Annotated in this window: 19 protein-coding genes and 2 tRNA genes; 2 read left to right on the top strand and 19 right to left on the bottom strand. The window is 42.8% G+C overall.

Annotation, left to right across the window (positions count from 1 at the left end):
* Positions 1 to 312: MATE family efflux transporter (locus G625_RS0112290; RefSeq protein WP_029201354.1), on the top strand; the 312-nt coding region annotated here is incomplete at its 5' end.
* 127 nt (positions 313 to 439) lie between these two features.
* Here G625_RS0112290 and G625_RS0112285 read toward each other — a convergent pair.
* The 16 genes from G625_RS0112285 to G625_RS0112215 form a co-directional block, all read right to left on the bottom strand.
* Positions 440 to 1,408: a hypothetical protein gene (locus tag G625_RS0112285; protein ID WP_029201353.1), complete on the bottom strand. Its 969-nt coding sequence runs from the start codon at positions 1,406 to 1,408 to the stop codon at positions 440 to 442.
* Between the two features lie 113 nt (positions 1,409 to 1,521).
* Positions 1,522 to 1,752, bottom strand: a complete 231-nt coding sequence (locus G625_RS21995) for an HU family DNA-binding protein (RefSeq protein WP_442852571.1) — start codon at positions 1,750 to 1,752, stop codon at positions 1,522 to 1,524.
* A 26-nt stretch (positions 1,753 to 1,778) separates the two neighbouring features.
* Positions 1,779 to 2,159, bottom strand: coding sequence for a hypothetical protein (locus tag G625_RS0112280; protein WP_029201352.1), 381 nt, complete (start codon positions 2,157 to 2,159; stop codon positions 1,779 to 1,781).
* Positions 2,160 to 2,292: 133 nt separating this feature from the next.
* Positions 2,293 to 3,960, bottom strand: coding sequence for an amidohydrolase (locus tag G625_RS0112275; protein ID WP_084152889.1), 1,668 nt, complete (start codon positions 3,958 to 3,960; stop codon positions 2,293 to 2,295).
* A gap of 89 nt (positions 3,961 to 4,049) precedes the next feature.
* Entirely contained in the window at positions 4,050 to 5,627 is a 1,578-nt protein-coding gene (locus tag G625_RS0112270) for a carboxylesterase/lipase family protein (protein ID WP_029201350.1), read from the bottom strand.
* A gap of 235 nt (positions 5,628 to 5,862) precedes the next feature.
* Positions 5,863 to 5,997: a hypothetical protein gene (locus G625_RS23190; RefSeq protein WP_256377645.1), complete on the bottom strand. Its 135-nt coding sequence runs from the start codon at positions 5,995 to 5,997 to the stop codon at positions 5,863 to 5,865.
* Positions 5,998 to 6,135: 138 nt separating this feature from the next.
* Positions 6,136 to 7,080 (bottom strand): GGDEF domain-containing protein, encoded by a 945-nt coding sequence (locus tag G625_RS21430; protein ID WP_198014892.1) that lies wholly within the window; start codon positions 7,078 to 7,080, stop codon positions 6,136 to 6,138.
* A 222-nt stretch (positions 7,081 to 7,302) separates the two neighbouring features.
* Complete coding sequence (locus G625_RS0112255; RefSeq protein ID WP_029201349.1) at positions 7,303 to 8,565, bottom strand: hypothetical protein; 1,263 nt, start codon at positions 8,563 to 8,565, stop codon at positions 7,303 to 7,305.
* Positions 8,565 to 9,596, bottom strand: a complete 1,032-nt coding sequence (locus tag G625_RS0112250) for a ligand-binding sensor domain-containing protein (RefSeq protein ID WP_029201348.1) — start codon at positions 9,594 to 9,596, stop codon at positions 8,565 to 8,567. The genes G625_RS0112255 and G625_RS0112250 overlap by 1 nt, the downstream gene beginning before the upstream one ends.
* A gap of 57 nt (positions 9,597 to 9,653) precedes the next feature.
* Positions 9,654 to 10,277, bottom strand: a complete 624-nt coding sequence (locus G625_RS0112245) for an ATP-binding cassette domain-containing protein (protein WP_029201347.1) — start codon at positions 10,275 to 10,277, stop codon at positions 9,654 to 9,656.
* Between the two features lie 167 nt (positions 10,278 to 10,444).
* Positions 10,445 to 11,983: an ABC transporter permease gene (locus G625_RS0112240; RefSeq protein ID WP_029201346.1), complete on the bottom strand. Its 1,539-nt coding sequence runs from the start codon at positions 11,981 to 11,983 to the stop codon at positions 10,445 to 10,447.
* Positions 11,952 to 13,163, bottom strand: a complete 1,212-nt coding sequence (locus tag G625_RS19775; protein WP_049895885.1) for an extracellular solute-binding protein — start codon at positions 13,161 to 13,163, stop codon at positions 11,952 to 11,954. Before G625_RS19775 ends, G625_RS0112240 begins: the two co-directional genes overlap by 32 nt.
* A 214-nt stretch (positions 13,164 to 13,377) precedes the next feature.
* A complete protein-coding gene (locus G625_RS0112230) occupies positions 13,378 to 14,016 on the bottom strand; it encodes a hypothetical protein (RefSeq protein ID WP_029201345.1) in 639 nt (212 codons plus the stop codon).
* A 190-nt stretch (positions 14,017 to 14,206) separates the two neighbouring features.
* Positions 14,207 to 17,467: a hypothetical protein gene (locus G625_RS0112225; RefSeq protein WP_029201344.1), complete on the bottom strand. Its 3,261-nt coding sequence runs from the start codon at positions 17,465 to 17,467 to the stop codon at positions 14,207 to 14,209.
* 46 nt (positions 17,468 to 17,513) lie between these two features.
* Positions 17,514 to 18,254: a zinc ribbon domain-containing protein gene (locus G625_RS0112220; protein WP_029201343.1), complete on the bottom strand. Its 741-nt coding sequence runs from the start codon at positions 18,252 to 18,254 to the stop codon at positions 17,514 to 17,516.
* Between the two features lie 223 nt (positions 18,255 to 18,477).
* The gene (locus tag G625_RS0112215) at positions 18,478 to 19,254 is read right to left on the bottom strand and encodes a hypothetical protein (RefSeq protein ID WP_156885116.1); all 777 of its coding nucleotides are present in this window, start codon (positions 19,252 to 19,254) and stop codon (positions 18,478 to 18,480) included.
* A 744-nt stretch (positions 19,255 to 19,998) separates the two neighbouring features.
* Between G625_RS0112215 and G625_RS0112210 the strand changes: the two genes are divergently transcribed.
* Positions 19,999 to 21,117, top strand: a complete 1,119-nt coding sequence (locus tag G625_RS0112210) for an SLC13 family permease (protein WP_029201341.1) — start codon at positions 19,999 to 20,001, stop codon at positions 21,115 to 21,117.
* 276 nt (positions 21,118 to 21,393) lie between these two features.
* Here the strand turns inward: G625_RS0112210 and G625_RS0112205 are convergent, their stop codons facing one another.
* From G625_RS0112205 to G625_RS0112195, 3 genes are all read right to left on the bottom strand, one after another.
* Complete coding sequence (locus G625_RS0112205; protein WP_029201340.1) at positions 21,394 to 22,548, bottom strand: GGDEF domain-containing protein; 1,155 nt, start codon at positions 22,546 to 22,548, stop codon at positions 21,394 to 21,396.
* Positions 22,549 to 22,944: 396 nt separating this feature from the next.
* Positions 22,945 to 23,017, bottom strand: a tRNA-Thr gene (locus tag G625_RS0112200).
* A 4-nt stretch (positions 23,018 to 23,021) separates the two neighbouring features.
* Positions 23,022 to 23,094 (bottom strand) — tRNA-Asn (locus tag G625_RS0112195).
* Positions 23,095 to 23,097: the final 3 nt, after the last annotated feature.

The following is a 23,097-nucleotide window of genomic DNA, read 5'->3' as shown; positions in this document are numbered from 1 at the left end:
GGTATATTCTCCTCTGATGCAGCTGTTATTCAGGCCGGATTTGAGTATATAAAGGCATATGCTGTAGACTGTCTCTTCACGTGTTTCTTGTTCTGCTTTATCGGTTTCTATAACGGGATGGGATATACCACATTCGTTATGGCTCAGGGTATTATCGGAGCATTTTTAGTCAGAGTACCGGTATCTTTTCTGATGAGCAAGCTGATGCCGGGTTCTCTGTTCCATATCGGCCTTGCCACACCTTGTTCAACAATCGTACAGATACTTCTCTGTTTTGGATGTTTGATATATATGTCACGTAAAAAGATCTGAAACTGATATAAGCATTCTATTATTACAATCCCTAAAAAATAGTTAAAAAATTGGAACAGACATTGTGAGGTGACCCCTCAAAGTAGTATCGATATAATTATTATCTGTTCCATAAGGGAATTATTACTCATTCTGCATGTAGTTCTGCTCTTTTTTCATATATTTTCTTGTCCTGTCGTCTCATGAAAAGCATCCGGGACAGAATAAGAATCAGGCTACTGCCTACAAAAATCTGAATCGGATAAGTAAACAATACGCTTTCAGATATTATCATGCTAAGCATAGTAATGGCTCCTACCGGCGGCATATACATTTTAGAAAAATAAATAATGGTAAGCATTCCACATGTAGCTGCTATGGCTGCAATCGTAAGAGGAAGCCCTAACCTGATAACAAAGATATATCTTGATATCACACCAATTATGGAACAAAGAGTTATCACTGCAACCGTTTTGACCGGTATATTTCTTGTCTTGTTTCCTGGTCTGGAAAACTCAGTAAATGCCACAAGTAACGGAGGAGCTACGATAAATCTATAACCTGTTTTGAATGCTACACCGGCAATTACTGTTACACAAAGGATTCTGATAGCAGTATCTACCATGTCATCTCTTGAACTCAGCATCACAGGAACATATTCCTCATCTGTCCGAATTCCATGAAACAGAAAAAGATTATGGAACAATATTACAAGTGATGTAAGTATAAATGCAGCTATTGGGTACACTATACTTGTAGTCTGCATCATCACCGGCAGCACTATTGCTGATACAAATGGTGCGAATGTGGTTCCCGAAAACATAAATAGCACCTGGGCGATTGAAAATGCCAGAATCACTTCTATATACGTACTAAACGAAACGAATCTAACAATGCAAACTCCCATTATCGCGCAGCCTGTAATCAGGGCTAACATACGCCTTCCGTTTACCTTCCAGCTTCTCTTTTTTGCCACCATATATCCTACTGCTAATGCTGTTATCTCAGGAAATATTATCTCCTTCTCATTTAAAACCTCTGCAGAAAGTGTCATCAAAGCTACTAACAAAACGGTACTTGCGTACGGGATAACTTCCTTAATCTCAATATTTTTCATTACAGTTTTCCTATAACCTTAGAAGAATATTTTTGTTCTAACAATTTGAAGAGGCTGTCGCTTATAGACAATCATCTTAAGCGGCAACCTCCAAGGCATTGAGTTTATGCTTATTATCCGTTTACACGTTTCTTGAGGTAGGCACCTGCTTTGAAACGGGCGGATTTGGACGGTCCGATCTGCATTACAGAACCATCGCGAGGATTTCTTGCTTCTCTTGCTGCTCTTTCAGCAACATCAAATGTACCGAATCCTACGAGCTGGAATTTGTCCCCTCTCTCAAGGGCTTCGGTGATAGTCTCAAATGTGTACTTTACTACGAGCTCTGCATCCTTTTTTGTGATGTCTGCTCTTTTTGCTACTTCTGCAATTAATTCCTGTTTTCCGGAACAGCATTGGTAACGCTTCCGCCTTCAATAGTTCCGATATTCAGTGTAGTGTGATCACTTACAATTGTTCCGTCATCATTTATTATGATCTTCTTATTGTTCCCCGGTGCAACAGTATCCATATGTGCACAGAAAAGGACAGGCTCTGAATCTGCATACTTTCCTCTGCCCTCGGCAAAACCATACAGATTCCCACAGTTACCTCCGATTTTGGTAGCTGTATCATCCTCACAAAGCTGTACCCCCAGCTTTTCGAACTCCGTAATAAGATAATCAGCGACCAACCTCTCGTTAAATGATTCGCCGTCGATTAATGCAAGCTCTATAAATCTGTCTATTACTCTCTTGTCATTCACTTTCATAATTTATTCTCTCAAACTAAAAACCCGTAAAATGTTGAAAAAAAGAAAGCCCTTTTTAAGAGCTTTCTTAGGTTTTTACATTTCACAGATTCATTTTAATCGGACATTGACGTCGACTATTTTGCGTACGATGTCATGAGGAGTAAACCGCCTTTCCCTCAAAGTAAGTTGCCTGAATCCCGGCCTCGTGAATCTGATCCACCGGACATGACAGTACGTCCTTGTCAACGAGCAGAAAATCAGCATATTTACCCTTGGTGATGCTGCCTCTTTCCTTTTCGATAAACATCTGTTTTGCGCAGTTTATGGTCAGACATGTGATTGCCTGCTCGCGGGTAATAAGCTCCTCCGGCCACCAGGGGTTCCCATTCTCACCATGCAATACACCCGTGACTGCGATCTCCATGATTCCGAATGGATCGTCCGGAGAACCGGCGAGTGCCGGAAAGTCGGTATGCGAGCTCACGTTGATGCCGTAATCTAAAAATGATTTGATCGGATAAGACTTGTCTTCCATGCCTTCAGGAACAGCCTCTTTCATCAGTTCCTCCATCCCCGATTTCATATGATGCCAATGCATGCCTGCAACGGCATAGATGTTGTGATCTGCCATGCGCTGCCAGTCCGTAGGATAGACTCCATGCACATGCACGAAGGTATTACGCATCTCATCCTTTCCGCCTTTGACGAACCCGTTGACAGCGCGGTTTACAGCTTTGTTGCCCATGGTATGTACGTGCATGGAAAGGCCTTTTTCGTTGACCTTGCGGGAAATGTCAGCGACCTCATCTTCCTCCCAGTTGACAATGCCCTGGTGTCCGTCAGGATATAACGGCTCCACAAAGCCGGTACCGCCCTCAACCGTGCCGTCCATAAAGAGCTTGAACCAATGCGGCAACACATGTGCAGAAGCGTATTTTCTGGCATCCAGGGCTTTGGCAAGAGTTGTGTCCACATCCATCCAGCTTTCAGCCTCGTAGCTTAAGCCCAATATGAAATCCATGTCACCGTCCTTGTCCATTTGCTGGGCTGCCTGATAGAAATGGTCGTTATAGAAGTAAGAAGACCACCCGTCCATATACATCGTGTAGCCCTCCTTCAGCATCTGCTCCTGGATATTTTTTATTGTCCCTTTTGCCGTGTCAACAGTAAAGAGGTTGTCATTGTCCAGGAAAGAACGCACATAGGTCCCGGCCTGTTCCTTCAGGAAACCGGTGGGGGTTCCGTCGGAGCCCATCACGATCTCTCCGCCTCGCACCTCTGTTTTCAGGACAGTTCCGTCCGGCTTCATGATGCCTGCATTAACGAGGCTAATGGTATTAACCAGACCCTTGTGGCCTTCATCATCCGCAAAGTAAATTGGGATATCGTCACAAATGGCATCCAGCTGTTGACGCGTGGGCATATTGTTTTGGAAAGCGTGATAATTCCAGCCGAATCCGAATACGCTCTTGATTCCATTCTCCCTTGCCTTCTTCACCGCGGCAGGAACGATCTCTGTAAGGAATTTGTTCACATCATCTTCCGCGCTGACGATAGTTCCGACTGCATGCAGGGCAAATCCCATAAAATAATGCGCATGACCGTTGCCGCAGGAAGGCATCACAAGACCCTTACCTGTATGATCAACGACTTTGGTTCTTCCCTCTTCAATAAATGCAGTGGCTCCCTGCCTGTCGCCAACATAAACGTACCTTCCGTCCTTTACTGCAAATGCTTCCGCGATCTGATCATTCTCGGATGTGAATATCTTTCCGAAGACCACAAGGTCAGCGTAGGTTTCTTTGTACATGTTATTCATAACCTCCCTTTCTTGGCATGATATTCGCCGTTTATCTCTGACATACCGATGCAGATCTACTCGACTCCTAAACTGATTATAATGATTTATCAGCAGACCCTTTTGGAAGAACCGTTTCCAAGGCGCTCTGCCCAGGACATCATCAGATCCTCACGTCTTCCGAACAGATCTTTTTTCATTCCGATGGCATCGTCGAAGACCATAGTCTGGCGGTCATCCCCAGAGAACTTCTTCCACTCGTATTTGTTAGTGGATGGGTTTCCCGTTCGGGCGAAGTTTGTCCACATCTCCTTTATGACATGACGGAACTCACAATCCTCGTTGCTGACAGTCTTTCCGCTCCCCATAGGGTCCTTAATGGGAGTATCAAACAGGTACGGTATCTCGGCTGCGTGTATCGCTCCAAGTTCTGCGGTTGTCACCGGCTTTTTCATAAAGTACATGTATGTGTTGCCTCCGCCGGCTGAGTGTCTGATGGCCATATTGGTATTACCGGCGCGGAAGTTTATGTCATTGCAGTATTGCTCCAACCTTTTTTCGTCGCTTTCGTTTGAGAGCGTAGCCATAAACTCATCATACATGGCCTTCTCCTGCTTGTTAAGCAGCGCGCGGTCCCTCTTCGCGATCCAGCTAAGCGTATTAGCGAAGCCTTCTTCACCGCCCTCGGACGGCACGAAGTATCTGATCTCATCGTGTGTAGACCCAATCATCAGATCGAGCTTTGTTCTCTTCTCGTCTCCCCACATCCCGTACATTGCCATTCGGTCCTCCGGGAGCGTGATGCCATCGAGGAGTGGGAAATTGGCAGTACCGAGAAGGCAGTTCTTGTCAATGACAGCTGCTTTCTGATAGGCATCAACAAGTTGCTCAGTTGTAAGTTCCATAAGCTCGTCCATGGTCTGACAGCCCGTTGCGGTCAGGAAGTTCTGAGTTACATGGATGCCGTGTTCCATGGTGTCGCAGTAGGCGATGTTGGCGCTCTGTGCGATGCATCTCCTGAAGAGTCCTTCGCTTCCATCGATGAGCGGGAGGAATGTGACGCTTGCCGAACCTGCTGACTCGCCGAAAATCGTCACGTTATCCGGATCTCCGCCGAACCCTGCGATGTTTTTCTGTACCCATCTGAGGGCCTCAAGCTGGTCAAGCAGACCGAGGTTGCCTGCCTCCTTGAAGTTCTCTCCGCCGGGAACGCGTTCGAAGTTCATGAAGCCAAGGAAGCCAATACGGTAGTCGATGGACACGAACAGGATGTCGGGGCACTGTTTTGATATGTTGGTAAGGTCGTAGAGTGGTGACGCCTGAGATTCGGCGCAGAACCCGCCGCCGTGGATCCACACCATGACCGGCTTCTTGTTGTCGATGCAGCTTGTATTGCGATATATGTTCAGCACGAGGCAGTCCTCGCCGAATTCAGCCGTTCCCTCAGAGTCATTCAAGGGTCCGATCGGAACGTGGCCGGGCTTTGTCGCGTCGTACACACCGTCATCGTCTGCGGCAGGAAGTGCCTTCTTCCAACGAAGCTTACCCACCGGCTGAGTTGCATAGGGGATGCCCTTCCAGATGATCAGCTCGTCTGTCTCCTTGCCGACGAAGGTACCGTTGTTGCACTTGACCGACTTCGCATCTTCTGATGATTTCACATTTTTATTTTCGTTCGAGTTGCTCATTCCTTCTCCTTTCTATAGATGGAATCTCTCTTCTTTAAAATATTTTTCTGATTTTTTAATATGTCGTTTTTTCTGATTTTTCTTAGTTAGTCAGCTACAAAAGAAGCTACCTGGGATACAGAAATATTATATTGAAAATAACGTGAAAAATCCACAGAAATGTACTTTGCGGAATAATTTTTCTATCGAAAAAAATTTTTATATTAATATATTTTATCTTCCACAAATTCCACCTTCATAGTGGCAATCCTGCCGAATCGTCTTTAACTTTTCCATCAGCATCTGCATCAACATCCCGGAGATCTGAATGGAGGTAATAGGTAACATTACCCTTCTCATCAAACTTTTCTGAAGCCTCCAAATCGATCACCAGGCTATCATCCTTTAATGTATATCTCTTTACATAATGATGCCCGCTGGCATAAATGTAATCTCCTGCGGCAGTAAGGGGATTCGCATTAATTCTATAAAAACCGCTCCAACCCTGAAAGAGTTCGAGCGGTTTTTTTCAATCCTCAAAGACCAGAACATTCTTACCGTGCTGCTTTCCGTAATACATACGCTCGTCAGCAATTTTGATCAAATCTTCAGCTTTTCTGAAGTTTTCCATATATTTGGCAAGACCAATCGTTATGGTTACTGAAATGCGTTTATCAAAGAAAACAACCGGTGAGCTTGCTATGAGCTTTCTCAGGGCTTCAATTTTCTGCTTTGCTGAAGCAACATCATAATCCTTCATCAGGATGACGACTTCTTCGCCTCCCCATCTGCATATGTCACAATCTCTCATTTCATTTTTTATCAATGAGGTGACGTGCCTTAATACCTCATCACCACAGTCATGTCCATAGGTATCATTTATAAGTTTGAAATTATCGATATCACAGAAAGCTACGCAAAAATGCTTTGGCTTTTCACTTTGCATAAGTGCTTCAACCCGCGGGATAAAACCGCGTCTGTTCAAAAGACCTGTAAGGGCATCCTCAGAGGCATCAGCCGACAGTTGTTTATTGGTCATTTCGAGCCCCATCATTTCGATTTCGCTCGAAATGATGTATATCGAGCTGTAAAATACGACGCTGAAAAACATTACAAATGATGAAAAGATCATCATAATGTTTCTTACCGTACCCGGCATCTCATAAACCGGATTCACATTCGAATACCTGATATACAATAATGCATACAGATTAAATATCATCGCCAGAGCCAGGACTATGATCCATCTCCTGATCCCCTTAAAAAGATAGCTGCCAAAATATATGATTATGGGGACGATGGAGAACAGGAAATTATAAGAACCACTTTTCCATCCGATATAATACACCGCTATGGTTGAGTAAATGCTTACCTCTATGATGATGCTCATATAAACCGGCATTATGTGACCGCGCATACACAGAAAAATACAGACAAGGTATATGATCACGCTCAGGATATTAAATAAAGCCAAAGGAAACACACCTGCATACCACGTTATCATCAGCAGTACCACATGTACCAGACACATTATGGCAACAGTAAACAAAAAAGGGTTGTCCACCATGAAATGTAATAATTTACCTATTATTTCCCTGCTTTTCATTCCGAACTGATTTCCTTATCTCAATCTACCGTCTGAACGAGCAATATACGCTTTATATTGTACCATATTTTTGATAAACATTCCAAAATATTAATCCCTTATAACGAGCTCATCCGCATTATTAAACCAGGCTGCAATACCGTCAGAATTGGCAAGTGTCAATGCACCATCATCTCTCTTCTTCCAGTGAAGCTCATGATCAATATAACGATTACCTCCATAGGAGCCTGAACCTATATTCGCGGCCTGATCGAAGCGGTCGGTATATTCATGTTCGTAAAGCTTTGAGCTTCCGTCTGTTAATATCGTAAATATGAACCAGTCATTATCCATGAAACTGAAGCTGTACCCATTCTCCGTCCTGTTCATGGTAAGCTGTTCCACATCATTACTGTACTGCTCTTTAACAGCTATAGTACCGTTACGACTTTCCTCCCGATAGTATTCCTCCTCATACTCTATGAAGAAATCTTCAAAGGGCTTCCTTACATATCGCTCGTATTCGGTGCTTCTGCCGCTGCACCTGACCTCTATATAGTATGGTCCCATACTTTCTGCCGAAAATATATCCTTTTGCTTCTTACCCGGGTGCTGACAGAGAGAAAGATATCGGAAATACAATCCTTCCTTTACGTTTAAATCATCAAAAAAAGCCATATCATATTTTTGGAGATTGATATCTTCGGGAATATTAATGTCTCCGTTTACATGCATCTCCGGTCTGTTTTCCGGATGCCTTATAAAATCCTCCATAAGGTCACAGGCTTCCTGATTCCAGCTGATGGCAGTTTTCTCCTTCTGTTTCAGGAATTCCTTCATGCTATCCGGATCTGCCTCTGTGAGTGCCAGCACCAGTTCTCCGGGAAGCATTCCTATATCCACAGACTTTTCACTATACGCCTTCCCTTTACGGAAAAGATCTGCTTCTTCCTGCAGAGAAACATTAAATCCGGTGAAAACACACTCGGAGCTTTTCTCAGAAAGCTTTAAATGTTCCAGTAGATAAGGCTTTACCTGTTCTGCAAGAAGATACATGTCTCCCTCAAGAAATACTTTCCCGTTTCCAAGCTTAACCTCATACTTCCTCTCCATTTCTCCGTCATTAAAGCTTCCGTCCACAATATCTGTGAGGTAATAGGGACCGCTGGGATATCTCTCGATGTATGCCTCCGCTGAAAGCACCCCCGCACCCGGAATATGTTCATCCAGCCATGCCTGCATTACCTCCCTGCCCTTTTCCTCCATCTCTGTTTTTTCGGTTTCCTCATACTGAGGCCCGTGACAGCTCGAGAATCCGGATAAAATGATTACAGAAAATATCATCGTTATGAAAATGATCAGTTTTTTATTCATTATTTCTCCCATCTCGTAAGTCCGTATTTACATCCGAAGAAATAGCACTTATCGCATTCTATGATGCATTTAACCTCATTGTCTGAAAGTCCGTTTTCCTGTGTCAGAATCGGACCTTCAAGAGGTGTTGTATCAAGCTCATCGGGACTATTCAGGATAATGATTCCTTCCGTTTCTGTAGTGATAAATAGACGTCCGGCAGAATCCAGGAAAAGATCCCGCACCTTCATCCCCGGAATGCCGTCATTCTGATCCCTGTTAGTAGTTATGGTCCATTTACCGGCTGTTTTTTCGGCAATGCTTAAACCACCGTATATCATCTGACCGCTTCCTATGAGTACTTTAGCGTCTGACAGCGGAAGTATCGCATTTATATAGCTGTGGGGAATTCCGTCTTCAACACTAAGGTAACTCCATCCTGCATCCGAAAGTATGCTAATGCCTCCCTTATCCCTTGCAAGGTAGGAGCCGAACCACAGTTCATCACCGACTCTCCTGATGACCTGTACAACATCTTCTGAAAGTCCGGTCTCCTTCGTAATTATTTTATCCACCACCCAGGCGCCGTCCTTACTGCTCAGATGTGCAGCTCCGTTCTGGCTTCCTGCCCAAAGTCCGTCATCATCCGCAAGAAGCGTATTTACACGTCCCTCCGGAATTTCCGGAGAACAGATCCTGTATACTTCATTATATCCCCTGTCAAATGCACTTAACCCGTCTTCATGTCCTACCCAGACAAGCCCGTCCTCTGTCTTTGTTATCATGGCAGAAAATATCATATGTATATCCGGTTCCAGCTTTTTCAAGGTTTCTCCGGTATCACGGTCGATAATGAATACTCCTTCACCCGTGCCTGCCCAAACCTTCTCTCCGTCATCGTATAATGCAGAAATTTCCGTTCCCGCCATCAATACCGATAATGCCTCATCCTTTTCCGCAGCAGGCTTTCTTGTTATGAACTGATAGGCGATACCTGAAGCCGTGAGCAGTCCGAATAATATTACAAGTATCAATATGCTCTTTTTATTCATACAATTCTCCGGTCCTCCACCTTTGTACCGCTTCACACCAGTGATGATAAATATCTTTCACAGTATGCGGCCCTCTTCCATGTACAGGTGTCTGTCTGCAAACTTCAGTGCTTCCGCTTCACTGTGAGTCACAAGAATAGCGGCACACCTTCCTTCACAGAATTCCCTGGTGCATTTGATAATGTTTTCCTTCAGGTCTTTGTCAAGATTTGAAAAAGGCTCATCCAACAGTAAAAGCTCCCTCTCACAGGCAAGTGCTCTTGCGAGAGCCACCCTGCGGGCCTGTCCTCCGGATATCTGGAATGGATACCTCTTAAGTAAATCGCCGATGCCGTAAGCCAGAGCAAAGTCATTAACGATCTTGTCCCTGTGTTTCCTGTCCTTGTGAGGGCAGCCGAATAAAATATTCTCCTCCACCGTCATGTTATTGAACAAAAGACTGTCCTGGAATACCATGGCAACTCCTCTTTTGTGAGGAACTTCCGGAAGCGGAACATTATTTCTTGTGATGGTTCCGGAATCAGCCGTTATGATGCCGGCAATTATCTGGAGAAGTGTTGATTTACCGCACCCGCTCTCTCCCTGTATGGAAATGAGCTCACCATCATCAAGACTCAGGGAAACATTATCCAAAGCCTTCACAGAGGGATATTCTTTTGTTATACCGTTTATTTCAAACATATAGATTCCCCCTTCCATACCATAGGCAGACGCAGCAAACAAAAAAGCCTCTTCCGATTACTCGGACTATCGAATCCCTTTTGTTTTATTCATAATAAAGCATTGTTAATTTGCCAACATATATCTGAAATGATAAGATTCTCATACAGTCACGCCATCCATCACTACTACGTTGGATTCTTTCTTTGAAACCATCTTGAAATATTACACACGGCTCCCATCATCACCAGGCTCACCAGCATCTGCATCAGACAAAATGCCGTCACCTTTTCGGAGGAGCCATAATGAAGATAGTTATATATCTTAACGGACATGGGTTCCCTTCCCGGCATCATAAGCACAAGTGACGTACCTACATCCCCAAGAGCAAGCAGAAAAACCGCTATTCCGGAAATGATAAGCCCGGGCAACATGAGCGGAAGCTGCACTCTCATAAATGCTTTCCCCCTTCGATCCTGCAATAACTCTGCTGCGCTGATCCTGTCCCGGTCTATCCTTAAATAACAGCCGTACTGTATGAGAACAGCAAAGGGGAGATACCGTATGGCAAGACCTGTGGCAGGAAATAATGCTCCGCTTCTTAAAACGTAGAGAGGGGTTGAACTGAAAAGCTTCAAAACTCCTATTCCCGTCAAAACCCCCGGGATACATAAAGGGAGCACAGCTATCATCCAGGCAGCGGCTTTTAATCGCAGGTCATTACTTGAAAGAAGAAGCGCCATTGCCGCTGAGGGCACCGTCAGAATCAGAACGGCAAACATGCCGGAAATACAGGAATTCCAAAGTTCTGAGGAGGCAGAAACAAGATCTCCTCCCAAATCATGAACAGAAGGAATAAATGAGATAAGCGGAAGAATGATCTGAAGTAATGTACAGAAAACAGCCGTTATCCCTGCCGCCTTCAGTCCATTCGAATAAACAGGTTTTATCCCCGTCTCCGCCTTCATTGAAAAAGAAATAATCCTAAGCGGCAGAAGTGAAAGAATGATCACAATCGAAGATGTAAGCATTAGCGGAAATGAAAGATACAAAGAATGTACACTTTGCCCTGCTGCCGAATAATCACTGAATATCTCCATGGAATAAACATTAACCTGAAACAGTGACGGGATGGAATAATCTGTGATGGATAAAACGAAAATGATGGCACCGATGGCCAGAAGCCAGGGGAGCTGTTTTGGGAATATCACCTTAATAAATACCTTGTCTGCATTTTCCAGGACCAAAGCCGCGGACCATTCTTTTTCATTCACCTGATCAAGGGCGATAAGTGCCGCCGCACAGGCAAAGGGAAGGTATACGAAGGTCTCTACCACAACACAGGGAAATACACCGGCCATCCGGTATCTCAAAACCGCCGGAAAGAACCTGCCCAGGAACCTGAGAAGATTCATGTACGAGAGAGCATAAATATATGGCGGTACCGGCGCCAGAATAAGAAAATACCAGCGCAGCAGCGACCGCCTGTTTAATTCCGTATAAATCCACAGTGACGCAAAAACCGCAATTAAAAGACAGATTGCCACAGTAAAAAATGCTATCACAAAGGAATTGATCATCAGTCCCGCCCTGCGTGCATTCAGAGAGACTGCTCCCTCACCTCTTCCCGAACTAAAAAGGAAAATCACGGGAAGAAAGGTAAGCAGCATATACACAAGGCATACTGTTAGTGTTTTACTGTACTGAGAATATTTCCTGCATGTCATTGCTTGCTGTCTCCAGCATATCATATACTTCCACAAGGTTTACATTCATACCCTTGACCTTAAGACCTTCTACATCCGCATCCGGCCTTATGGAAAGGTCAAAGAAGCCCATATCGATAAGCTCTTTCTCCATATCGAGAGATATAATGTAGTCTATGAATATCTTTGCGTTCTCTTCATTGGGAGCGCCCTTAATAATAGCTGCAGTGTTTGGAGTGATAAGGTTGCCGATGCCACCCTCCTCCTGATCGGTGAAGCACATTTCAACATTTGCACCGTCTTCCAGAGCCTCTTTTGCATCATCGGTATCGGTATAACCTATCTTTACCTGACCGGAAGCTGCCATATCCTTGGTGACTGAATTTCCGTCCACCACCTGCACTCCGCTGTCCTTAAGCTTCTGAAAGAACTCCTTTCCCTTTTCTGCACCGAGAGCCGCATAAATAGCTGCAGCCTGTGTTCTGGTGGTACCGAACATGGGATATGCAATCGCTATCTGGTCTCCCTCGTACTTTCCGCTTGTAAGATCAAATATAGACTTCGGATAATCCTTCTCTTCAAGAAGGTCTTTGTTTACAAGCAGAGTTCTGGCTCTTCCGCCAAAGGCAGTCCAGTATCCGTCCTTATCCTTATAGGCATCCGGAATATCAGCTGACACAGGTGAAACGTACGGTGCCAATGCTCCCTGCTTCTGCAGCTCAATAGTTTGGGCGAATTCATTGTTCCAAAAAACATCACATAAAGGATGCTCCATTTCCGTGAGTATCTTGTTTGTAAGTCCTGTGGTCTTATTTGCTTCCAGATCGTATACAGGGTTCACCTTGATACCGGTGGCTTCCTCAAATTCCTTGAAGATTTTTTCTGAATGCACCTGATCCACGGCGGTGTAGATATTCACTTCGCCTGAACCCTTTGGAGGTTCTGTTTCGGGTTTTTCTGCAGAATCTTTTGCTGCTTCTGTTTTAGGATTCTCTGCAGACTCCTCTGCTGCTTCTGTTTCTGACTTTTCCTTTGAACCCTTTGGGACTTCTGTTTCAGTCTTTGAAGCCTCTGTCCCGGCTTTTGCCGCTTCGGTTTTTACTGCTTCGGTCTCGGTTTTTGCTGTTGTGCCGCCGCAGCCCGTCAGCAGCACAGCAAGCATTCCTGCAGCAAACATTCCTCTGATTCCGATTCTTTTCAATTTTCCTTCCTCCCCTATTAACGGTGCTTTTGTAAGCTTTAATCTACATACAGATGCAGATCTAATTGGCTCATCTATAGATGCATGTTTTTGGCCATTGTTTCTGATATACGGCATACACTTGAAGATATTCCGGCTCCTATGTGCATCAACCCATTGGTTTATGGGAACTCCGGCCCTTTAGTTTCACTTTGTCAAAGGACCGGCATCAATGTCAATTCATTCCGCAGTAGTCCAATCGTTCCAATACCGTTTGTGTATCCGTTTCGATAAGTGGTTCCGGAGAATTCCTTAGTTCATTTCTTGTTGCCGCAGTTTTCATGACAAGCCCCGGAGTTCTAAGCATCTGAAATACCTTCGCTGCATCTTCATTCCTGATTTTTTCACCGTTAATCGGGTTTGATCCGGGTTTTATGAATTGCTCTGCACGATCAGTCAAATCTTTGGCAAGCATCTCCGAATCTCTTTCAAAGACTGCGACAAATTTCTCCGGATCATTCTGTATCTCTTCCAGCTTGTCCATTACCATCTGATAGGCTACGGGAACCAGTGCCTGTCGCATTTCATAGATACGCTTTTCCTGTGCACCGATTAGTTCCAGATACTTGCTTCCCTCCGTTACAAAAAGGAAATTTATTTCTTTTGTGCAGGTGTTTGCAAGACAGATCTCACCGGATTCTTCAAAGGTCACGAAATAGGTCCACCCACTTATCTCGGTAGTCTCATCGTATACCTTTGCAATTTCGCGAAGGTCGTCAATGCTCAGCCAAGCTCCTGTGGAGATATCATGCCACGGACCGGCCACGGAGCTTACACTCTCCACTGCTTCCCTTAATGATTTATATCCTTCCATACTGTCCTCTCTTTTCCGGATACGTCAGCCGATTGAAATTCTGCTTTGATGGGAACACCGGCCATAAGAATTCGTTTCGCGAAGGCTGGTGCTATATGACAAGTCCCTTTTGGGACCTGCCACGTACATCTACGGTTGAAGCTACATTTCAGGTTTTCGTAGAAAACCCGATACAAACTCCCAGATCCTGTCAAAGTGGTTTCTGCGCATTTCTTCTTATTGCATCTCTTTGATCCTGGATTTTCTTTTCAGCAGCAGCCTTTTCCAGTTGTTTTTTCCTGTCGGCAAGATTCTGCAGCATTTTGTCATTATGCTCCTTATTGAGATCTCGATCGTATTTGTCCATCTCTCCTCTGACCTTGTCGTATATATCCTTAGAAGCATTTGTTGTTGCATCGGCTACTGCATTTACCGCCTTTTCAGCCTTCTTGTTCTGTGCCTCTACGCTCATCCTCATGTTTTGAAGCGATTGCTCCTTGTCTATGGACATACCATTCTTGCGGGCATTATCAATATACTGGGTATCATTTTTATATGTCTCTTTTGTGTGATTACTCTGAGCTTCTTTGACCTTATTACCAATCTTGTCAATACCGCCTTTGACACCTCCGTCAAATGCTGCAGAACCAACTCCGTCACTCCAGTCCTTTCCTTCCTCAAGGTTGGACCAGACCTTCTTGGCAGCATCACCTGTTGCTCCGCCGGTAATCTCCCAACCGGAATTACCCATCTTATCGGTCACATAGTCAACAGTTCCGTTAAATGCTGCTTTCTGCAATCCATCGTTCCAGTCCTTTCCCTCCTCAAGATTCTTCCAAACCTGTTTTGATACTTCTCCTCCGACTTTTCCGACGACAGGCGCACCCCATTTCCAATCGCCCATACCTCCTGCAGCTGTGTCAATCAACGTTTCTACAGAAGTCGAAAGGAAAGCCATCTTCATGCCTTCTTTGCCTTTTCCATCTGCGTAAGCTTGACTCATATTGGATGCATATTTCTTTGTAATATCGTATATTTTCTTGATCTTAGTATTACCGGTTATATAGGAAAGACCTGTCAGACTGTAGTCCGCCACCTTCTCGGTAACCTCTGCAGTCTTTGTCATCTTATCCCAGAAATCACCATCGGCTTTGAATTTTTCCGCATCCTTCCAAGCTTTTCCTATAGCCTTCTCCATGGCCTTCTTGATGGATTCTTTATTATCAAGCTCACCACCGTACTTCTGCCACATCTTGAAGAGCTGCTCGGCTTCCTTTGCTTCCTTTGCCTGCTGAGCCTCCCATTTCCATTTATCCTCAAGATACTGCATTCCGTCACGTGACAGCTTGGAATTTTCTATACGCTGCTTTTTCAGCCATTCGTCAAGACCCCTGTTGGCATCCTGGTAATACTGCGTATTGGAGGTGGCATTATCATAGCTTATAAGCAGATCTTCAAGGTCATAATAATCACCCTTCTCACTTATATACCTTGGGTTACCATTTTCGTCATAACCTACGAGGCCATAATTCTCCCGCTTACCCGTTATAGGATTCACAAAGCTTACATCGCCTTCATCATTGAGACTCCATTCCTTTGGTCTTTCAGGGAAGTCATATGGATTCTGAGGCGGTGCAGGCGGAACCGGCTGTGGCGGTATATAATCTATAATCGGAGGCATCGGCGGAACAATCGGCCAGCCAAGCAGGATCGCAATGTCCCAGAAGAACGGTGGAATAAAAGAACTTCCGAGGGACTTGGGGAATCCGTTATTACGCATCAGACCGCCTAAGGTTCTGCCGGATTCCGACCAGCCGTTGTCATCCGCAAATGCGGTAATGCAGTTAAAAAGCATTGCTCCACAGGCCACAAGGATCATCATTGGAATCATATTCATGACCTGTTTGCTGCCTCCGCCTCCCAGAATGAAGATTGCGGCAACAAGTCCTGCACTTACAAGGAACCGGAAATAGAAGTTATAGTTAAACAAAAACCATAGAACGACATTGATAGCCGAGTACATGAACAGACCTACGGCCATATAATACATGATGAGCATGCCTTCGGAGAACAAAGGCACCTTCGTTTTACTGCCGTTATGGAGTCTGCCGTCTGCCGAACGCAAACGGAAGAACAGCTGACCTATATCACTTTGACCACCCTGTCCGAAAGAAAAATATAAAAGAACCGCAAACACAGGCACTGCAAAGGGATTTCTGATTATAAATCCGAAAATCACAGCACAGCACAGTCCTAAACGCATATAAACATTGTTGGAAAGATTTGAGAGATCTATATAACCGTTGGTAGTGGCCAAAACCTTAGCATTTTTCGCCATTTTCTGACTGTCGAACATGGCCTGGTTGTTTGGCATACCTTGGTTGTTTGACATGCTCTGGTTGTACGACATACCCTGATTGTTCGGCATACCCTGATTGTTTGGCATGCCCTGGTTGTTTGGCATGCTCTGGTTGTACGGCATACCCTGATTGTTTGGCATACTCTGATTGTTTGGCATGCTCTGGTTGTACGGCATACCCTGGTTGTTTGGCATACCTGTTCCGGAACCTGAATTTGTCTTGTTTGCAGTCGGACGAGGCAACACGCCCAATGCTTTCTCATAGTGATCCCTCATGGGTCTGGCACTTGCGAAATCACCGGTTATGGCTTTGGAACCACCCTGTTTATTCCTCATGAGAAGTCTCGGGAACAGGAGCCCCAGTGCAAATGTTAATGGCGCAACAAGATTGCCGGTCAGCGAAAAGCCGGCAGTTTCAAACGGTGTAACTCCCTTATAGGCTGACCCTGAATATACTCCGCCTCCGATAAGGTAGGGTATAAAAGAAAGTCTTCCCCACGAACCTCTTCCGGCCCACATGGTATCATTGATAACCGACCAGAAATAAACATTGAAAACAGTGGCAGCTATCGTAACGACTACCATCATAACCACCATTGTAGGCAGATTTTTGAAAAATCCCGTTATCCTCTGCTTTATTTCTGCCATGATCAAAGCCATATATGATCTGGGAGCTTTAGGATCGGCACAGTACTGCCGGAATGTAGGTTCCTGATATCTTAGCTTGTCATTATCAGGCTGTTGGTTCTTCGTTCCAGAACTGCCATTTTTATTTGGCTGTCGGTTCTGATAACCCGGACCTCCGTTATTTGGCTGCCGGTTTTGAAATCCCGGGCCTCCGTTATTTGGCTGCCGGTTTTGAAATCCCGGGCCTCCGTTATTTGGCTGTCGGTTCTGATAATCCGGCGCTCCATTGTTATTAGCTTGTCCGTTTTGATATCCGGGATTATTATTGTTTTGTCCGCCCTGATATCCTGAGCCATTATTATTGTTTTGCCAGTTCTGATATCCGGGATTTATATTATTGTTTTGTCCGTTCTGATACCTGGGATCATTATTTTGTCCGCCCTGATATCCGGGACCGGAATTATTGTTTTGTTGGTTCTGAAACATTTTATCCCCTCCGGCTTGAACATATTACGAAAGATACCGTGTATAGTTATCTGTTTACAGGAGCTCCGCAACCCGGACAGAACTTTGAATTCTGACCCAGCTTGTATCCGCACTGTATGCAGAACTGTCTCTTTCCGGCCTGTGGCATGATCCGTGGCTGCTCCTCAGACTGAGGGTTCACATTAGGCTGAGGCATACCCTGTGGAGGTACATTTGACTGTCCCATGCCCTGTGATTGCTCATAAGCCTGAGGCTGTCCGTTATACTGCGGCATTCCCCGTGGAGGTACATTTGACTGTCCCATGCCTTGTGATTGCTCATAAGCCTGAGGCTGTCCGTTATACTGCGGCATTCCCTGTGGAGGTACATTTGACTGTCCCGTGCCCTGTACCTGCATATTTGACTGAGACATGCCCCGGGGCTGTCCTATGCCTTGTGGCTGCATATTGGGCTGCAGCTCGCTCTGAGGTACCGGCTGTGGCTTCGTGTCATTTTCCAGTTCCTGCTTCAGGCGCATTACTTCCTGATCGTATGCATTCCCCTCAAGAGGGATAAACAGCCATCTGACGAAATATTCATATCCCGAGGATATCCCGATAGCACCTTCTGAAGATACTACATAAAACTGCCCTTCTTTCAGACTGCCTTCCTCTTCTTCATCTGACAATGCAAATGCAAACAGATCTCTTGCATTAAAAAAATTGTCCTCTGTTCCTGTCAGTCTCCATGCGAGACATACCGGCATTGCATCTCCCAAAGCACTCATAAGATTCTTATAATGTTTCATATTCCCCGCTCCATTTATTGCTTGTCTTTTTAAAACACATTACCTGCTTTTTAAAATATTACCCACTCATGAATTTGGCTCTTAATACTGTATAAAACGCCTCTCAAAAAACATTAACTTCTTTTATATTATAATATATAGAAAATATTTCCACAATTAAAAAGGTACACATCTGAACCTGCATTGTCAGCTTCAAATGTGTACCTCAACAGACCAAAGCCACTTAAGTCTTCGTTATAATATCGTTAAGGAAACTGCAGAATCGATTCAGGGTATGATCGCTTGGATTATTATAATAATTGCATTGCAGCTCATACACCGCCTCTTTATTGTCTATTATTCTTTTTCCCGAGATTCCGGTATCTTTTTTTCTTATTTTGAAATGCTTCTTATAATCTTCAAAAAACAATTCATTATAACGATAGCTGTTCAGATATTTATGCGCGGTGACTCCTCTGAGAAAAACACAATCATTTATATTTTTGAATTTTTCAGGATTATTCTTCTTGAATTCCCAGGAGTTCATCTGAAAATCCATAATGCTATCGTTCAAATCATTCCTTTTACTTTGGTCACTGTCTCCAAAAGACTTAGACACTCTGTCACATATATCGATTATAACCTTTTCCCGTATATTTCTTTTATCTACCAGATATTCAAATTTATACGGATAATAAGTATTGATATACTTTTTCAGACTAATGTTCCATTCCCCTGCTATCTCCTTGTAGCTTTCAGCCGATGCAACACCCAGATCACATTTATCCGTAAATATGACAGACTTCTCCTGCTCCGCCTTGTCGATCATATAAAAATCTTCCGTCTCAAAGTAAATTGCGATTTCAGGTATAGAAGGAGTTATAAGAAATGCATTAATAAATGCAACATCCATATAGTCAGCATTAACACAATAAACAGCATCAAATCCCAGATACCTGTTTATTGCCTTATCGACAGTTGTTTCGCGCCAGTCATAGGGTTGGAAAGTCAAAAATCTCATGTTGAAACCTGAAAGAAGAACAATGTTTACAGCTTTAATATCGATTAAAACAGCAGGTTTTATAAATGCGATTTAGTCTGATCTGTCCCCATCGTGCATTTATTTCAAAAAAACAACAAATAAAACAGGTTCAAACGAAAAAGTCTGACCCTGTATCTGCTTATAAACCCATATGAGTCTCTAGAGAAAAATAATATATACCACGGTCAAAGGCTCCAGTATCTATGCGCTTCAGATACTAGAGCCTTTGCCTTTCGTGTGGTCTTCTCATAAATAACCTCACATTCTATATATTTTATGTACAAAGAAGATACGATACTCCGAAATCAAATCAACACTCAAAAATTTAAACTCAATTCACATTTCCAACTATTGAACAATTATGAGTATCTCAAATCTTCTTGTAAAGGAATAATATCATGTGAAATATTTTCCGTCAATTATATTTTTGCAGAATTTATTTTTATTTTATAATGTTTAAATTCATCTTTATATTTGTTATTTTTAATCGGCATCCTTTCTTATGTGTCACTAAAAACCTATTAATTCTCAAACCTGATGTAGATTAATCGATGAGTCTGTGCAATACTATACTGACATATAAACGATTCAAAATTTATCTGATCGATTGATATCATTCTCAGATGAAATATGAAAAAACCGAGTTTATAGAGCCAAATGTATCAGCATCTGTCATTCAGAAATAAACCAAATACTTGAGTTATGTTATTAGAAGGAAATAATATGGACAATTTAAAGATTTTCATCAAGAAAGAAATAGTACTTGTTATTTCAATGATACTGGCTGCAGTATCATGTTTTTTTGTCAGTCCCGACAGCCTTTACTTTGGCTATATTGATTACAGAACACTGGTTATCCTTCTATCCCTGATGATAACCATGGCAGGGTTTCAGAAACAGAATGTATTCAAACAAATAGGTGAATTCCTTGTAAATAAGATGAACTCTTCTAGAGGCGTGATCATCATCTTTGTGGCACTCTGCTTTATTTCCAGCATGTTCATCACAAATGACGTTGCTTTGCTGACTTTTGTGCCATTTTCAATTATCACATTAACAATTGCCGACAGAAAAGATCTGTTTATCAATGCCATCGTGCTTGAAACCATTGCCGCAAACCTGGGAAGTATGCTCACACCCCTTGGAAACCCGCAAAATCTGTATTTATATTCATTATCAAATATGACCATAGGCGAGTTTATCATGCTAATGCTTCCGTACAGCATAGCAGCCTCCATCGTACTCTTTGTTTTTTGCATTATCTGTATCGATCAAAAAGCCATTGCCCTGACAGAAAAAACAACGTATTCCAGAACCGCACATGACAGGAACCTTATACTCATGTATTCTGTTTCCTTTTTATTGTCTATACTTGTTGTAGCTCATGTTGTTCCCTATCAGGCAGGTCTCTTGATTATTTTAGCTTTTGTTCTTATATTTGACCGCGAAATAATTATTAAGCCTGACTATTCTCTGATCCTGACATTTGTTTTTCTTTTTATATTTATAGGAAACATCAAGAGGATACCTGCTTTAAACGATATGCTGCATGCCATTGTGAACTCACACGAAATCAGTACTTCAATCATATTAAGTCAGTTCATCAGCAATGTACCCGCAGCGATATTATGTTCAGGTTTTACCTCTGACATTTCGAAGCTTATCATCGGAACCAATGTCGGCGGCCTTGGGACGCTCATTGCCTCCATGGCAAGCCTTATCTCGTTTAAGCAATATGTCAAAACAAAGAACGCTGATACGAAAAAATACATCACCGTTTTTACCGTATATAATATAGTATTTTTACTGGTAATGATCGCTATAGTACTCTTATTTCATTAATACCTACAATTACTAATCGTAGAAGTTACGCGAACTTTGAATAACTCAGAATAATCCGTATATAGTCTTTTTATCAAAAGAACCGCTCTAATCCGGTATCACATTTTAAAATTGATACCGGATCAGAGCGGTTTAATATAAGTCTGCCCCTCAATCAGCTCGGAAAACCCTCAAGAACTTTGGAGCCAATTAGATCTGCATCTGTATGTCAGAGATAAACGGCGAAAAACATGCGTTTATAGAGGAGACCTTATTAGAATTAAGAATTAGCTATATTTAATTATCAACTCGATTTTTTCTTCGATCATGCGCCATATAATACTTCTTTTTTTCTTCACGCATTTTTCCCTCTATCACTTCTAACAGTTCATCCAATCCTATCTGCTTCATATCAAAAAAACCGTAGCCGATTGAAACAGATACTTCGTAAGGACGCTTACTGAATTTGTTTGCATATTCAAGGTTTTTATTGATGTTTTCGATACATTTATCAGCAACATCGGACTCCGAAGTGTTTAATAAAATGATAAATTCATCACCGGAATAACGTATGATACTTCCGGCAGAACCTACACCGGTACGTACAGCATCAGCCACCATCAGCAAAGCATTATCCCCTTCAGAATGCCCATATTTGTCATTTATATGTTTAAACCCATTGATGTCCATCATCATAAAGCAAAAGCTTCCAAGCTTTTCAAAACAATGACTAAATCGGTCTAAATAATATCTGTTATATAACCCGGTAAGTTTATCTATACATATATTTTCATTCTGCAGGGAAATAAACATCAGGACAACACTTACGGCGCAGCCTGTCCATGCTATGGATATTTCGGTAATGAATAATTGCAACACCAGTGAAATAAAAATAGGGAAAAAGAATTGAAATACAGGAAAAAAAGTCTTCAATCCTGAAAGCTTATGTCCTCTGACGTACACCAGAACACCAATCAAAAAGAAAAATATGGCATAACCGATATAAAGCCAGAAATATTGACCTCTGTAATATTTACATGTTGAATCAACAGTGAAGATAACAGGAATAAATATGTTTATTATAAGCCCTGCCAACCCCACAAGCGATATATAGTTGATCAAAGATTGAAGTAACTTTGAGGTGTTTGTTTTGTGAACCATATGCTGTTCAATGATCAGCACCCATAAAGGTGCTATTAATATCATAGAAAAATACAGCCAGAAATAACTCATGTAAGCGATAATCCTATAGTCCATGATTTCATATACACTTAAAGTATTAACTATAGCATCAATAATGCAGGATATTGTAATAACAACAGACAGCCAAAAAAGATACCTATTGCAGCGATTTCTACTACTGCCATGGTATCTGCTGGCTAATACACCTATCATGAGCATTACACCCAGAAGATCTACGATATAAACTTCTTGAATATTTTTAATACCCATACATTCAAATAACCACAAACTGAAGACTTATCGTTAAGTGGAGGCTAAAGTAAATAAAAATCCGGATCATAAAATAATCCATTTCTTACATTTACCTAAAATTATTATCGACAAATAATATTTTTATATAATTACGATAAACAAAAGAGAAAAATAATAAACCAATCAGAAGCAAATAGAAATATAAAAGAATATCCGGAGGATAAAATAAAGATCCGGACGGTATAATTTATCAATCCACGCCTGGCAAGCCGCCTGAATAAAAAGCAGAAATAATTCCAGAGATGAATTTGCTATACTAAAAAAACAGGGCTTCTACCTGAAGCAATCGACGGGACTCCGATAAGGGGATGAATTTGCTATATTAAAAAAACAGGGCTTCCCCCTGTTTTACAAAGCCGGGATTCGGACTCGAACCGAAGACCTACTGATTACAAATCAGTTGCTCTACCAACTGAGCTATACCGGCATAACTCCTCCAGTTGGACTTGAACCAACGACACCGCGGTTAACAGCCGCGTGCTCTACCGACTGAGCTATGAAGGAATA

Origin of the sequence: Oribacterium sp. NK2B42, assembly GCF_000424445.1 — a bacterium.
Lineage (GTDB): Bacteria > Bacillota > Clostridia > Lachnospirales > Lachnospiraceae > Oribacterium.
Note: the sequence above shows the minus strand (reverse complement) of the source record. Positions and strands in the feature narration are given on the sequence as shown.

Bases quoted from the DNA above. Each gene is read 5' to 3' on its own strand.
- G625_RS0112205 (WP_029201340.1), bottom strand. From the start codon at position 22,548: ATGGGTATTAAAAATATTCAAGAAGTTTATATCGTAGATCTTCTGGGT.
- G625_RS0112215 (WP_156885116.1), bottom strand. From the start codon at position 19,254: ATGAGATTTTTGACTTTCCAACCCTATGACTGGCGCGAAACAACTGTC.
- G625_RS0112285 (WP_029201353.1), bottom strand. From the start codon at position 1,408: ATGAAAAATATTGAGATTAAGGAAGTTATCCCGTACGCAAGTACCGTT.
- G625_RS0112240 (WP_029201346.1), bottom strand. From the start codon at position 11,983: ATGACATGCAGGAAATATTCTCAGTACAGTAAAACACTAACAGTATGC.
- G625_RS0112280 (WP_029201352.1), bottom strand. From the start codon at position 2,159: ATGAAAGTGAATGACAAGAGAGTAATAGACAGATTTATAGAGCTTGCA.
- G625_RS0112275 (WP_084152889.1), bottom strand. From the start codon at position 3,960: ATGAATAACATGTACAAAGAAACCTACGCTGACCTTGTGGTCTTCGGA.
- G625_RS0112245 (WP_029201347.1), bottom strand. From the start codon at position 10,277: ATGTTTGAAATAAACGGTATAACAAAAGAATATCCCTCTGTGAAGGCT.
- G625_RS0112250 (WP_029201348.1), bottom strand. From the start codon at position 9,596: ATGAATAAAAAGAGCATATTGATACTTGTAATATTATTCGGACTGCTC.
- G625_RS0112210 (WP_029201341.1), top strand. From the start codon at position 19,999: ATGGACAATTTAAAGATTTTCATCAAGAAAGAAATAGTACTTGTTATT.
- G625_RS0112230 (WP_029201345.1), bottom strand. From the start codon at position 14,016: ATGGAAGGATATAAATCATTAAGGGAAGCAGTGGAGAGTGTAAGCTCC.
- G625_RS0112270 (WP_029201350.1), bottom strand. From the start codon at position 5,627: ATGAGCAACTCGAACGAAAATAAAAATGTGAAATCATCAGAAGATGCG.
- G625_RS0112255 (WP_029201349.1), bottom strand. From the start codon at position 8,565: ATGAATAAAAAACTGATCATTTTCATAACGATGATATTTTCTGTAATC.
- G625_RS0112220 (WP_029201343.1), bottom strand. From the start codon at position 18,254: ATGAAACATTATAAGAATCTTATGAGTGCTTTGGGAGATGCAATGCCG.
- G625_RS0112225 (WP_029201344.1), bottom strand. From the start codon at position 17,467: ATGTTTCAGAACCAACAAAACAATAATTCCGGTCCCGGATATCAGGGC.